At 72.0% G+C, this 12785-nt stretch carries 12 protein-coding genes; 6 read left to right on the top strand and 6 right to left on the bottom strand.

Annotated features, from left to right (window positions below; all coding sequences use genetic code 11):
• The first annotated feature begins 61 nt into the window (after window positions 1-61).
• Both AC5L3C_RS16110 and AC5L3C_RS16115 read left to right on the top strand, forming a co-directional pair.
• Complete coding sequence (locus tag AC5L3C_RS16110; RefSeq protein ID WP_493649593.1) at window positions 62-895, top strand: helix-turn-helix domain-containing protein; 834 nt, start codon at window positions 62-64, stop codon at window positions 893-895.
• A complete protein-coding gene (locus AC5L3C_RS16115; RefSeq protein WP_493649594.1) occupies window positions 892-1071 on the top strand; it encodes a DUF397 domain-containing protein in 180 nt (59 codons plus the stop codon). Before AC5L3C_RS16110 ends, AC5L3C_RS16115 begins: the two co-directional genes overlap by 4 nt.
• A 44-nt stretch (window positions 1072-1115) precedes the next feature.
• Here the strand turns inward: AC5L3C_RS16115 and AC5L3C_RS16120 are convergent, their stop codons facing one another.
• The 6 genes from AC5L3C_RS16120 to AC5L3C_RS16145 form a co-directional block, all read right to left on the bottom strand.
• On the bottom strand, window positions 1116-1829 hold the full coding sequence (locus AC5L3C_RS16120; RefSeq protein ID WP_493649595.1) for a class I SAM-dependent methyltransferase: 714 nt from the start codon (window positions 1827-1829) through the stop codon (window positions 1116-1118).
• A 121-nt stretch (window positions 1830-1950) separates the two neighbouring features.
• Window positions 1951-3648, bottom strand: a complete 1698-nt coding sequence (locus AC5L3C_RS16125; RefSeq protein ID WP_493649596.1) for a bifunctional uroporphyrinogen-III C-methyltransferase/uroporphyrinogen-III synthase — start codon at window positions 3646-3648, stop codon at window positions 1951-1953.
• Window positions 3645-4604 carry a hydroxymethylbilane synthase gene (gene hemC, locus AC5L3C_RS16130; protein ID WP_493649597.1) on the bottom strand — a complete coding sequence of 320 codons (960 nt, stop codon included), beginning with the start codon at window positions 4602-4604 and terminating at the stop codon, window positions 3645-3647. Before hemC ends, AC5L3C_RS16125 begins: the two co-directional genes overlap by 4 nt.
• Complete coding sequence (locus AC5L3C_RS16135) at window positions 4601-6631, bottom strand: glutamyl-tRNA reductase (RefSeq protein ID WP_493649598.1); 2031 nt, start codon at window positions 6629-6631, stop codon at window positions 4601-4603. The genes hemC and AC5L3C_RS16135 overlap by 4 nt, the downstream gene beginning before the upstream one ends.
• On the bottom strand, window positions 6628-7392 hold the full coding sequence (locus AC5L3C_RS16140) for a redox-sensing transcriptional repressor Rex (RefSeq protein ID WP_125504944.1): 765 nt from the start codon (window positions 7390-7392) through the stop codon (window positions 6628-6630). The genes AC5L3C_RS16135 and AC5L3C_RS16140 overlap by 4 nt, the downstream gene beginning before the upstream one ends.
• 313 nt (window positions 7393-7705) lie before the next feature.
• Entirely contained in the window at window positions 7706-7993 is a 288-nt protein-coding gene (locus tag AC5L3C_RS16145; protein WP_493649599.1) for a glutaredoxin family protein, read from the bottom strand.
• A gap of 96 nt (window positions 7994-8089) precedes the next feature.
• Here AC5L3C_RS16145 and AC5L3C_RS16150 point away from each other — a divergent pair, with 96 nt between their 5' ends.
• From AC5L3C_RS16150 to AC5L3C_RS16165, 4 genes are all read left to right on the top strand, one after another.
• Window positions 8090-9001, top strand: a complete 912-nt coding sequence (locus tag AC5L3C_RS16150; protein WP_493649600.1) for an HAD family hydrolase — start codon at window positions 8090-8092, stop codon at window positions 8999-9001.
• Window positions 9002-9177: 176 nt separating this feature from the next.
• The gene (locus AC5L3C_RS16155) at window positions 9178-10059 is read left to right on the top strand and encodes an AAA family ATPase (protein WP_493649601.1); all 882 of its coding nucleotides are present in this window, start codon (window positions 9178-9180) and stop codon (window positions 10057-10059) included.
• Between the two features lie 422 nt (window positions 10060-10481).
• Window positions 10482-11252: an ECF subfamily RNA polymerase sigma factor, BldN family gene (locus tag AC5L3C_RS16160; protein WP_125504948.1), complete on the top strand. Its 771-nt coding sequence runs from the start codon at window positions 10482-10484 to the stop codon at window positions 11250-11252.
• Between the two features lie 252 nt (window positions 11253-11504).
• The gene (locus AC5L3C_RS16165; protein ID WP_493649602.1) at window positions 11505-12752 is read left to right on the top strand and encodes a DUF5667 domain-containing protein; all 1248 of its coding nucleotides are present in this window, start codon (window positions 11505-11507) and stop codon (window positions 12750-12752) included.
• Window positions 12753-12785: the final 33 nt, after the last annotated feature.

The raw sequence follows: 12785 nt of genomic DNA on the forward strand, positions 1-12785 counted from the left end.
ACCGGGCGCGGGCGGCCGGAGTTGGTCCGGGGAAGGACGCGCGCGACGGGAGGCGGCGTACATGAGCGGGTGGGAAGCAGGTCTGGACGACGAAGAGGCCGGTGCCGTGATGCGCACCGTCACACGGCAGTTGAAGCTGTGGCGCGAGGCGGCCGGCCTCACCCAGGCGGAGCTCGGGGCGGCGATCAAGTACGGGGAGGAGATGGTCTCCTGCGTGGAGCGGGGGCGACGGATCCCCCGGCCCGAGTACTTGGACGCGGCGGACGAAGTCCTGGGCGCGGGCGGCAAGATCGCCGCGATGAAGAAGGACGTGGCGGAGATCCGGTACCCGAAGAAGGTGCGGGACCTGAAGAATCTGGAGGCGGAGGCAACCGAGCTGTGCGCCTACAACAACTCCGTCATCCACGGATTGCTGCAGACCGAGGAGTACGCACGGGCAGTGCTCAGCGCCCGCCGCCCGCCGTTCACTGTCGACCAGTTGGTACAGCAGGTGTCGGCCCGCCTGGCGCGACAGGAGATCGTCAGCGACACGACAGGCCAGGCGGCCTTCAGTTTTGTCCAGTGCGAGTCGACGCTTCGGCGGCCCATCGGGGGCAAGATGGTGATGCGTGGGCAACTCGAACGGCTGTTGGAAGTCTGCGCGTTCCGCAACGTCGACCTTCAGGTACTGCCGCTGAGCCGAGAGGAGAATTCGGGGCTCGACGGCTCGTTCCGGCTGCTCAGGCTCGGGGACGGCACCACGGTCGGTCATGTCGAGGTGGCGCACATCAGTCGCGTGATCACGGAGCCGAAAGAGGTGCAGCTCCTGGACATCCAGTATGGAATCATCCGGGCACAGGCTCTCAGCCCACGGGAGTCGATGGCCCTCATCGAAAAAGTGCTTGGAGAGACATGAAGCTGGAGTGGATAAAGAGCAGTTACAGCACGTCCAGCGGCCCCGACTGCGTCGAGGTGGCCACCCCGGACGAGAGTCACGTCCTCGTCCGCGACTCCAAGAACCCCGCAGGCCCTCGCCTCGACCTCACCTCAGCCGCTTGGTCGGCCTTCCTGCCGTACGCCTCCGGGCGCTGACATCGCAAACACACGTGGCCCACACCCCACTACATACGTGCGGGTCACGTCTGCGTCAGCGGACCACGCCATGCGGTGACCAGCAGTGTGTCGGCCGCTCGCGGTCCTTGCCCGGCGGGCAGAAGGGCGCCGCTGATCCGGGTGAAGCCGGCTTCGTCGAGGAGTTTGGTCCACACGTGCTCCTGAAGCACCCAGCGGCGCATCGTGGCCGGCCCCCCGTCCGGGGTCCGGGCCGGAATGTCGGCGTGCTCCACGTCGGGCTGAGCGGGCGCACCGCCGAGGTAGTGGGCGAGTGTGGAGAACACCAGCCGTCCGCCCCGCCGCAGCACGGACGCCGCCACCGGCAGCAGCTGACGCGGCTCGGTGAAGTCGACCGCGCCGAACACGCTGTAGAGCACGTCGTACGTGCCGGGCGCCGCCCGCAAGTGCTCCACGACGTCTGACCGCACCAGTTGCAGGCGCGGCGCGAGGTGGCCGTACAGGTCCGTGGCCATCGTGTGCTGAGCGGGTGAGGCGTCGACGGCGACAATCCGGGCGGGCCGGTGGTGGACGGCCAAGTGGGCGGCGTGCCGGGCGGCGCCCGCGCCGAGGTCGGCGACGCACAGTCCGGACAGATCACCGAGGATGTCCGGACCGGGCCCGCAGTCCTGGCCCCAGGCCCACCGGAACGTGTCGGGCACGGTCCGGTCGGTGGCGTGGCGCGTGCGGCCGTAGTGGTGCCACAGGTCTGCGGAGGTAGGAGCTGTCACTCGCCCCATGGTGGCGGGCACAGCCTCCAGGAGGGCCGGTTCGCGGGAATCCGCACACCGCCGTGGCCCGAGGCTGAACGGGGACCCGAGGACGAGGAAGGGCGCCCCCGGAAGGGCGCCCCGTGTCACCTCACGTCGTGGACCGGCGTCTGCGTGCACCCGGCCGACGCTCGCTCGGCCGGGTCACCGGGTCGCCCGCGTCGATCGCGGCCGCGCGGCGGCGGGCGCCGAAGTCGGCCAGGGCCTCCGCCAGCTTGTGGACCGACGGCTCGGGAGCCATCACGTCGACGCGCAGGCCGTGTTCCTCGGCCGTCTTCGCCGTCGCCGGGCCGATGCAGGCGATGACCGTCACGTTGTGCGGCTTGCCCGCGATGCCGACCAGGTTGCGGACCGTCGACGACGAGGTGAACAGCACCGCGTCGAAGCCGCCGCCCTTGATGGCCTCCCGGGTCTGCGCGGGCGGCGGCGAGGCGCGCACGGTCCGGTAGGCCGTGACGTCGTCCACCTCCCAGCCCAGCTCGATCAGGCCCGCGACCAGCGTCTCCGTGGCGATGTCGGCGCGCGGCAGGAAGACGCGGTCAATCGGGTCGAAGACCGGGTCGTAGGGCGGCCAGTCCTCGAGGAGACCCGCCGCCGACTGCTCGCCGCTCGGCACCAGGTCCGGCTTCACGCCGAAGGCGATCAGCGCGGCGGCCGTCTGCTCGCCCACCGCGGCGACCTTGATGCCGGCGAAGGCGCGGGCGTCGAGGCCGTACTCCTCGAACTTCTCCCGGACCGCCTTCACCGCGTTGACCGAGGTGAACGCGATCCACTCGTAACGGCCCGTCACCAGGCCCTTGACCGCCCGCTCCATCTGCTGCGGGGTGCGCGGCGGCTCCACGGCGATCGTCGGCACCTCGTGCGGCACGGCCCCGTACGAGCGCAGCTGGTCGGAGAGCGACGCCGCCTGCTCCTTCGTGCGCGGGACGAGCACCTTCCAGCCGAACAGCGGCTTGGACTCGAACCACGCCAGCCGGTCGCGCTGGGCGGCGGCGGAACGCTCACCGACCACGGCTATCACCGGCCGGCTGCCCTCCGGGGAGGGCAGCACCTTCGCCTGCTTCAGCGTCTGCGCGATCGTGCCGAGCGTCGCCGTCCAGGTGCGCTGCCGGGTCGTCGTACCGGCGACCGTCACCGTCAGCGGGGTGTCGGGCTTGCGTCCGGCGGACACCAGTTCGCCCGCCGCGGCGGCCACGGAGTCGAGCGTGGTGGAGACGACCACCGTGCCGTCCGACGCGCCGACCTCGGTCCAGCACCGGTCGGACGCGGTGAGCGCGTCGACGAACCGCACGTCCGTGCCCTGGGCGTCGCGCAGCGGCACACCGGCGTACGCGGGCACGCCGACCGCGGTGGCGATGCCGGGCACGACCTCGAACGGCACCCCGGCCGAGGCGCACGCCAGCATCTCCTCGGCGGCGTACGCGTCGAGCCCGGGGTCACCGGACACCGCACGCACGACCCGCCTGCCGCCCCGCGCGGCCTCCATGAGAAGATGTCCGGCATCCCTCATCGCGGGGACACCGGCGGTTGTTGACGCGCCGTCAACGACCGTCAGCTGGGGCGTGCCCGTGCCCGGCACCGACGGATCGGCGTCCGTGTGCACTTCGGCGACGCCCTGCCTGGCGTGCGTCCGCACGACGTCGAGCACGTCCTGCTCGGCGACGAGGACGTCCGCGTTCGCCAGCGCCTCCACGGCGCGCAGTGTCAGCAGTCCCGGATCCCCGGGTCCGGCACCGAGGAAGGTGACGTGCCCGTGTTCCGGAGGGGCGGGAAGGGTGGTGGGGCTCAATGTGCTCGCTCCCCCATCAGACCGGCCGCGCCCTGCGCGAGCATCTCGGTGGCGAGTTCGCGACCGAGCGCCATCGCCGCCTCGTGCGTCTCGGGCACGGGACCGGTGGTGGACAGCTGCACCAGCGTGGCACCGTCGGTCGAGCCGACGACACCCCTCAGGCGCATTTCCTTGACAGACTGCCCGTCGGTCAAGAGGTCGGCCAGCGCCCCCACAGGTGCGCTGCAGCCGGCCTCCAGGGCGGCGAGCAGTGACCGCTCGGCCGTCACGGCGGCCCGCGTGAACGGGTCGTCGAGCTCGGCGAGCGCGGCGATGAGGTCCGCGTTGTCCGCGGTGCACTCGACCGCCAGTGCCCCCTGGCCGGGGGCGGGCAGAATCGTGTCGACCGACAGGAAGTCGGTCACTTCGTCGCTGCGTCCGATCCGGTTCATCCCGGCGGCGGCCAGCACCACGGCGTCCAGCTCGCCCTTGCGGACGTACCCGATGCGGGTGTCGACGTTGCCCCGGATCGGGACGGTCTCGATCTCCATGCCGCGGGTGCGCGCGAACGCGTTGAGCTGCGCCATACGGCGCGGCGAGCCGGTGCCGATGCGGGCACCGCGCGGCAGGTCGGTCAGCTTCAGCCCTTCGCGCGTGATCATCACGTCGCGCGGGTCCTCACGGACCGGAACGGCCGCCACGACCAGCTCGTCGGGCTGTGTGGTCGGCAGGTCCTTCAGCGAGTGCACCGCGAAGTCCACCTCGCCGCGCGCGAGGGCCTCCCGCAGCGCGGCCACGAACACCCCCGTGCCGCCGATCTGCGCGAGGTGTTCGCGCGAGACGTCGCCGTACGTGGTGATCTCGACGAGCTCGACGGGCCGTCCGGTCACCTGGCTCACGGCATCCGCCACCTGCCCGGACTGGGCCATGGCGAGCTTGCTCCGCCTGGTCCCCAGCCTCAGTGCCTTCTCAGTCATCCCGGCCCTCGGCTCTCTGCGTTCTTCTCGGTGCTTTCCTCGGCGCGGGAGACGGAGGCCACCGTCTCGGGGTCGAGGTCGAACAGGGTGCGCAGCGCGTCGGCGTACCCGGCGCCGCCGGGCTCGGCCGCGAGCTGCTTGACCCGTACCGTCGGCGCGTGCAGCAGCTTGTCGACCACCCGCCGCACGGTCTGTGTGATCTCCGCGCGGTGTTTGTCGTCCAGGCCGGGAAGCCGCCCCTCGAGACGGGCGATCTCTCCGGCCACCACGTCGGCCGCCATGGTGCGCAGGGCGACGACGGTCGGCGTGATGTGCGCCGCCCGCTGTGCCGCCCCGAACGCGGCGACCTCGTCGGAGACGATACGCCGGACCTGGTCCACATCGGCAGCCATCGGAGCGTCCGCGGACGCCTCCGCGAGCGATTCGATGTCGACCAGCCGGACGCCGGCCAGCCGGTGCGCGGCCGCGTCGATGTCGCGCGGCATCGCCAGGTCCAGCAGGAAGAGCAGGGGCTCGGGGCGGGGCGGCTCGGCCACCGGCTCCGGGCGGCGCCGCTCGGGGATCCGGCCGGCGGTGGAGGCGGTCGCGGCCAGCGCGCCGATCAGGTCGGCGTCGGCCTCGGGGCCGCCGCGGCCGGTGCGGCGGCGGTCGACGGTCGCGCCCGTGGCCCAGGCGGCATGCTGCTCCAGCGTGGCCGCGTCCATGCCGGCGACGGCGGCCTCGCCCATCACGGAGAAGCCGGGGGGCACGGAGGCCAGGTCGAGCGGGCAGTTCTCGTCGGTGCCGGCAGCGGCGGACTGCCGGACAGCCCCGGCACCGGCGGACGCGGACGGCTGAGACGCCACCGCACCGGCAGGAGCGGACGGCTGGGGAGCCCCGGCACCGGCAGGAGCAGACGGCTGAGACGCCACCGCACCGGCGGAGGTACGCGCCTCGGAAGCCACCGCACCGGCGGACTCGGGCGACTGAGGGGCCACCGCACCGGCAGGAGCGGACGGCTGGGGAGCCCCGGCACCGGCAGGAGCAGACGGCTGAGACGCCACCGCACCGGCGGAGGTACGCGCCTCGGAAGCCACCGCACCGGCGGAGGCGGGCGACTGAGGAGCCACCGCACCGGCGGAGGCGGGCCGCACGTGGGGCTCGTCGGCCACCTCGTCGAGGTCGACGACGACCGGCTGCCCTCCGGCGCGGCTCTCGACGCCCGACGCGATCGCGTCGGCCGTAAGGACGAGCCCGGTCGCGCCGGTGCAGGAGACGACGACGTCTGCACGTGTCAGCTCGAACGGCACCGATGCCATCGGTACCGCGCGGGCCAGCACGTTCGTGTCGTCGGCCGCCGTGAGAATATCGGAGAGCCGCTCGGCGCGGTCGGGCGTGCGGTTGGCGACGACGACCTCGGCGACACCGGCCCGCGCGAGCGTGGCCGCGGCCAGCGAGGACATCGAACCGGCGCCTATGACCAGGGCCTTCTTGCCGTGGGCCCAGTTCTCGACGGGCCGCCCGGCGGCGAGCTGCTCCAGTCCGAAGGTGACCAGCGACTGCCCGGCGCGGTCGATCCCGGTCTCGGAGTGGGCGCGCTTGCCGACCCGCAGCGACTGCTGGAACAGGTCGTTCAGCAGCCGGCCCGCGGTGTGCGTCTCCTGCGCCCGGGCCAGCGCGTCCTTGATCTGGCCGAGGATCTGCCCCTCGCCCACGACCATCGAGTCCAGCCCGCAGGCCACCGAGAACAGGTGGTGGACGGCCCGGTCCTCGTAGTGCACATAGAGATAAGGAGTGAGCTCCTCCAGACCGACCCCGCTGTGCTGGGCGAGCAGCGTGGACAGCTCGGCGACACCGGCGTGGAACTTGTCCACGTCGGCGTACAGCTCGATGCGGTTGCAGGTGGCGAGGACCGCGGCCTCGGCGGCGGGCTCCGCGGCGACCGTGTCCTGCAACAGCTTGGTCTGGGCGTCCGCGCCAAGGGTGGCCCGCTCCAGCACGCTGACCGGCGCACTTCTGTGGCTCAGTCCGACGACGAGGAGACTCATGCCGGCATCACGGCGGGTACGTCCCCGTCGGGCCCCTGGTCGGTGGCGGACTGCTTGCGGGGGGCGGCGGGGGCGACGGCGGTGTCGGCCGCCGCTTCCTCACCGGCTTTGCGCTGCTCGTGGAAGGCGAGGATCTGCAGCTCGATGGAGAGGTCCACCTTGCGCACGTCGACGCCGTCCGGCACGGACAGCACGGTCGGCGCGAAGTTCAGGATGGAGGTGACACCGGCGGCCACGAGCCGGTCGCAGACCTGCTGGGCGGCGCCGGCGGGGGTCGCGATCACGCCGATCGAGACCCCGTTGTCCGAGATGATCGACTCGAGCTCGTCGGTGTGCTGCACCGGGATCCCGGCGACGGGCTTCCCGGCCATCGCGGGGTCGGCGTCGATCAGCGCGGCGACCCGGAAACCGCGGGAGGCGAACCCGCCGTAGTTGGCGAGGGCGGCGCCGAGGTTACCGATACCGACGATCACAACCGGCCAGTCCTGGGTGAGGCCGAGTTCACGGGAGATCTGGTACACGAGATACTCGACGTCGTACCCGACGCCCCTGGTCCCGTACGACCCCAGGTAGGAGAAGTCCTTGCGCAGCTTCGCGGAGTTGACCCCCGCCGCGGCCGCCAGCTCCTCCGAGGAGACCGTGGGCACCGAGCGCTCGGAGAGCGCGGTCAGGGCGCGGAGATACAGCGGAAGCCGGGCGACGGTGGCCTCGGGAATCCCTCGGCTGCGGGTCGCCGGTCGGTGAGTTCGGCCAGTTGCCACGGTGCTCCTGCGGGTAGAGCGGGGCTTCAGGCGGTCACAGATCAGGTCATACGTCGAGCCATACGCCCTCGGACCGCCCCGTCGAATGCAGGCTATGTCTTTGTGAACGCGTGCACAAAGATTGTGTCCGATTTGCCCGGCCAACGTGACCGGGGTCACGCGCCCCCGGCGCACTGCGCTGGAACCGGCGCATGAGCACCGCCATTCCTTCTCTTCTGGGGGCAAAACCGCACACGCTCCTCTGTGAATCCCGCCCCCGAGACCAAACCGCCATCGATCCTAAGCGACTTTCCGGCCAGTTTGTACTGGCCGGTCAGTCCCCGAGCGCCCTGCGGAGCCGGTCCTCGTCGACACGCCAGAAGGTGTGCTGACGGCCATCGACGAGCACCACGGGGATCTGCTCCCAGTACAGGTCGTACAGCTCCCGGTCCTCGGTGATGTCCTTGCGCTCCCACGGAACGCCGAGTTCCGTGCACACCTTCTCCACCACCACCTGCGCGTCGTCGCACAGATGACAGCCGGGCTTGCCGATCAGGGTGACGAGCCGGTCCCGCGGAGCGGCCGGAGTGTTGCGGCGGAAGAGAGGGCTCATACGGGCCATTGTCGCGCGCTTCGTAACGCCGCCGCCCCGGAGAGTTCACGACGTTCGAACCCGGCGGATCCGGAACCCGCCGTCCGGACTGGCTATGCTCACGCCATGGCCGCTCTCGGATGGCTCACTCCCCGTAGGCGCTCCGCCACGGCGCGGAGCGTGTTGGCAGGCGAGGCCTCGGCGGAGGCAGCACGCAAGTCCACCCAGGACCTTGCCGAACGCGAACCGGAGTTCCCGGTACCCGGCGACGAACGGGCCGCCGCGTTCTTCGACCTGGACAACACGGTGATGCAGGGCGCCGCCCTGTTCCACTTCGGCCGGGGCCTGTACAAGCGGAAGTTCTTCGAGACGCGCGAGCTGATGCGGTTCGCCTGGCAGCAGGCGTGGTTCCGGCTGGCGGGGGTCGAGGACCCCGAGCACATGCAGGAGGCCCGCGACTCGGCGCTCTCCATCGTCCAGGGGCACCGCGTCGCCGAACTGCAGTCCATCGGCGAGGAGATCTACGACGAGTACATGGCCGAGCGGATCTGGCCGGGCACCCGGGCGCTGGCCCAGGCGCACCTCGACGCCGGGCAGCGGGTGTGGCTGGTCACGGCGGCACCCGTGGAGATCGCGCAGGTGATCGCCCGCCGGCTCGGGCTGACCGGGGCGCTGGGCACGGTCGCCGAGTCGGTCGACGGCGTGTACACCGGCAAACTCGTGGGTGAGCCGCTGCACGGCCCCGCCAAGGCGGAGGCGGTGCGCGCGCTGGCGCTCGCGGAGGGGCTGGACCTGAGCCGCTGCGCGGCGTACAGCGACTCGCACAACGACATCCCGATGCTGTCGCTGGTCGGCCACCCCTACGCGATCAACCCGGACGCCAAGCTGCGCAAGCACGCCCGCCGCATGGACTGGCGCCTGCGCGACTACCGCACCGGCCGCAAGGCCGCCAAGGTCGGCATCCCCGCGGCGGCCGGCGTCGGCGCGGTGGCCGGCGGCACGGCGGCCGCCATCGCCCTGCACCGGAAGCGCCGCTGACCACCGGCCGCGCCGCCGGGGCCCGCTTCGTCCACGGGCCCGCGGACCGCGTTGTCCACAGGCCCGCCGGCCGCGTCGTCCACAGGCCCCTGCACTCGGTCTGAAGGGCCGTCATACTTCCGGAACGGGGGAGACGAGGGCGGCTACGGCTGACGGGCCGGACGGGGGTGGGGAACGTGTCCGCACGTGGACGCCGATCACGCGGTGAGCTGATCCGGCAACGCGCGCAGGCGCGGTTCGTGGGCAGACGCGCGCAGCTGTCGCTGTTCGCCGAGAACCTGGCGAAGGACCCGCTCGCGGAGGCCGATCCGGCGGACTTCCTGTTCCACGTCCGCGGTGTGGGCGGGGTCGGTAAGTCGACCCTGCTGCGGCAGTGGCGGGAGACCGCGCAGCGGGCCGGTGCGGTGACCGCCGTGGTCGACGAGAACGACGTCCACGGCGTACCGCAGGCGCTGACGGCACTGTCCCGGCAGCTGGCCGGCGAGGCCGGGCCGCTGAAGGGGTTCGACCGGGAGGCGGAGCAGGTCCGCCGGGAGCAGGCGGCGGCCGCCGATCCCGTACCGGCGGACGGCGCCGGCCCGGCCGACGGCGAGGCGTCGCTGGCGAGCCGGATGGTGGCACAGGCCACGCTGGGTGCCGTGTCCCTGATGCCGGGCGCCGGTGTGGTGACCGCGATGGCGAGCCCGGAGGCCGCGGCCCAGGGCCTGGACCGGCTGCGCGGCGCCGCGGCCCGTGGCCGCCGGGGGCGCGCGGCCGACCCGACGTCCCTGTACCGGGCGTTCGTCAACGAGCTGGACCGGCTCGGCGGACAGCACCGCTGGGTGGTGCTGTTCTTCGACACCTGGGAACAGACCGGGCGCTACGACGACGCGGCCAGGGCCTTCGGTCTGTTCCGGGGGCTGCTCCTGGAATCCGGCGACAGCGTGGAGCCCGCGGCGCGGAGCTTCCTTGCCGAGGAGCCGGACACGGACTGCGTCACCGACGTCCTGTGTATCTGGCCGAGCTCTCCGGCCTGGGTGGTGACCTGGCGGACCGCGCGCGGCGGTGCCATGGGCTGATCTCCGAGCATGTCCGGAACGAGGGGCGGATCACGCTCGGATCCGGTCAACGCGGCACACCCTGACCGACCTCGACCGCGGTCCAGGACGCGCTCCCCAACACGCCCAATCCAGCTCTCGTACCCCGCAACCCCTCTGTCCAGTCCCGTTGGCTGGACACGGCCACAACTCGCCCCGCTCACACCCCGAAGACGAAAACTTTCGGTCAACAATTGGTCACCACAGCACACTTGAACGCACGTCAACCGGTTACGGAAGCGACGTAATCGACGATTTGAGCAACTCGGTGTAGCAGAGCCTGCACGAAGCGTTATTCTCCTCAGACGCAATCCGGTACCAACCCGTCGCTACGACGGGTGAACGGTCCCGCACTGCACGTACTACGTACTGCACGTGATGGAAGCTCTGCCTCTGGGAGTCCCGTGTACCCACACGTCGGGGTTGACGCCTCGGGCCTGGCTACGCTGCGCGCGACAGTCGCGACAGCCCGAGACATGCTGCGCGGTTTCGTCCCGACCGCGCACACCGTCCCCGCATTCGCCACCGCCCTCGCCGGCCCGTGCTACGCCCTCGCCGACGGCACCGCCGCCGTCGGCCGGAGGGGCCGCCCGGCCACCACCGCCCGCCGCCCCGCCGCCGACAGCGACAGCGCCCGGATGATGGACCTCGTGGAGCGCGCACAGGCCGGTGAGGCCGAGGCCTTCGGGCGGCTCTACGACCAGTACAGCGACACCGTGTACCGGTACATCTACTACCGCGTCGGCGGGAAGGCGACCGCCGAGGACCTCACCAGCGAGACCTTCCTGCGGGCGCTGCGCCGTATCGGCACCTTCACCTGGCAGGGACGCGACTTCGGCGCCTGGCTGGTGACCATCGCCCGCAACCTGGTCGCCGACCACTTCAAGTCCAGCCGCTTCCGCCTCGAGGTCACCACCGGGGAGATGCTCGACGCCAACGAGGTCGAGCGATCCCCCGAGGATTCCGTTCTCGAGTCCCTGTCCAACGCCGCCCTCCTCGATGCCGTACGACGACTCAACCCCCAACAGCAGGAATGCGTCACGCTCCGGTTTCTCCAGGGCCTGTCCGTCGCCGAGACCGCCCGGGTCATGGGCAAGAACGAGGGCGCCATCAAGACCCTCCAGTACCGGGCCGTCCGCACCCTCGCCCGGCTCCTCCCTGACGACGCCCGCTGACCCGTACACCCCCGTCCGGCGGAACACGCTCCGCGACAGCCAACTCACGGTACGTGAAACCCGGTTGGCTTCCTCATTCGGTCATCCGGAGTCCGTAACCCAAGTGCCGCGCCGCTCGTTGTGCGGGATACAGGCTCCCTGTGGTCACCCCCTGACCGACTTCGATCACTCGATCGTGTGGCCTTGGTCGGGCCGGGGAACCCTCAGGACCCCCTGGGGAGTCGACCGTCATGACGAGAGGAGGTGCCGCCAGTGATCGCGAACGTATCGGCGCACCGGCGGGCGAACGCCTTCGCCCAGGCCCTGGAGGAGCAGTCCGACCGGGGCACGGCGGCCGAGCAGTCCGAAGGACCGGCACCGGCACCGGCCGCCGCGGAGAGCGAGCAGGAAGAGCTGCTCGCTCTGACCTCCGGCCTCGGCGCGCTGCCCAGGCCGGAACTGGACCCCGAGGTCAAGGTCGTCCAGCGGGCCCAGCTGGTGGCCGCGTTCGAGGCCATGCTCCAGGAGGGCACCGCGGCGGGCGAGGCGACGGATCAGGCCGTACCCGGACAGCGTGCGCGCCGCGCCCGGGGCGCACACCGGGCGACCCCGCTGGGCAGGCTGCGACCGCGATCCCGGCTCGCCAAGGGCCTCACCGCGGGCGGACTCACCATCGGGGTCGCCGCCGGCGCCCTCGGCGGAGTCGCGGCCGCCAGCTCCGACGCGCTGCCCGGCGACTCCCTCTACGGGCTCAAGCGAGGCATCGAGGACGTCAAGCTCGGACTCGCCGACGGCAGCGACGAGCGCGGCCGGGTCTACCTCGACCACGCCTCCACCCGCCTCGGGGAAGCACGCCGGCTGATGGAGCGCGGCCGCAGCGGCTCCCTGGACCACGAGTCGCTCGGCGAGGTCCGCCGCGCCCTGTCCGCCATGCGGCACGACGCCTCCGAGGGCCACCGGCTGCTGCGCGAGGCGTACCAGCGGGACCCGGACTCCCTCGGCCCCATGCAGGCGCTCTCCTCCTTCTCCCAGAACCACCGCGAGTCCTGGAGCACGCTCCGCGACCAGCTGCCGGTGCAGCTGGGGGACGTCCGGGATCAGGTCTCGTCGGTGTTCGACGCCATAGACGAAGACGTCGCCCCGCTCCAGTCCCTCCTCCCCCAGCCGCCCAGCGACAAGGTCGGCGACGGGACGCGGCGCAGCGGCTCCGCATCGGCCTCCGGCGACCCGTCGGCGTCCCGCCCGGCGCAGTCCCCCGGCACCGCCGACGACACCTCCGGCGGGAGCGCCGCACGCGAGGCGGATCCGTCGAGCTCCGCCGGCCCGGACCGCGAGAGCGACGGCCTGCTCGGCGGCAACACCGGCGGCCTGCTCGACCCGCCCGGGGAAAGCGCCGGCACCGCCACCACACCGCCGCCCACGGGCGACGCCACCCGACCTCCGGCCCCCGACGTCACACTCCCACCTCTCCTACCCGGTCTCCTTCCGGGTCTGGGCATCGACGCCGAGGACGCGGAATAGGGCCGGGGGCGCCCCCTACGAAGGGGCGCCCCC

This window comes from Streptomyces speibonae (assembly GCF_984686075.1).

What these genes read in the sequence shown, in the direction of transcription:
- AC5L3C_RS16110 (WP_493649593.1), top strand. Translation starts at nt 62, where the DNA reads ATGAGCGGGTGGGAAGCAGGTCTGGACGACGAAGAGGCCGGTGCCGTG.
- AC5L3C_RS16115 (WP_493649594.1), top strand. Translation starts at nt 892, where the DNA reads ATGAAGCTGGAGTGGATAAAGAGCAGTTACAGCACGTCCAGCGGCCCC.
- AC5L3C_RS16120 (WP_493649595.1), bottom strand. Translation starts at nt 1,829, where the DNA reads ATGGGGCGAGTGACAGCTCCTACCTCCGCAGACCTGTGGCACCACTAC.
- hemC (WP_493649597.1), bottom strand. Translation starts at nt 4,604, where the DNA reads ATGACTGAGAAGGCACTGAGGCTGGGGACCAGGCGGAGCAAGCTCGCC.
- AC5L3C_RS16135 (WP_493649598.1), bottom strand. Translation starts at nt 6,631, where the DNA reads ATGAGTCTCCTCGTCGTCGGACTGAGCCACAGAAGTGCGCCGGTCAGC.
- AC5L3C_RS16145 (WP_493649599.1), bottom strand. Translation starts at nt 7,993, where the DNA reads ATGGCCCGTATGAGCCCTCTCTTCCGCCGCAACACTCCGGCCGCTCCG.
- AC5L3C_RS16150 (WP_493649600.1), top strand. Translation starts at nt 8,090, where the DNA reads ATGGCCGCTCTCGGATGGCTCACTCCCCGTAGGCGCTCCGCCACGGCG.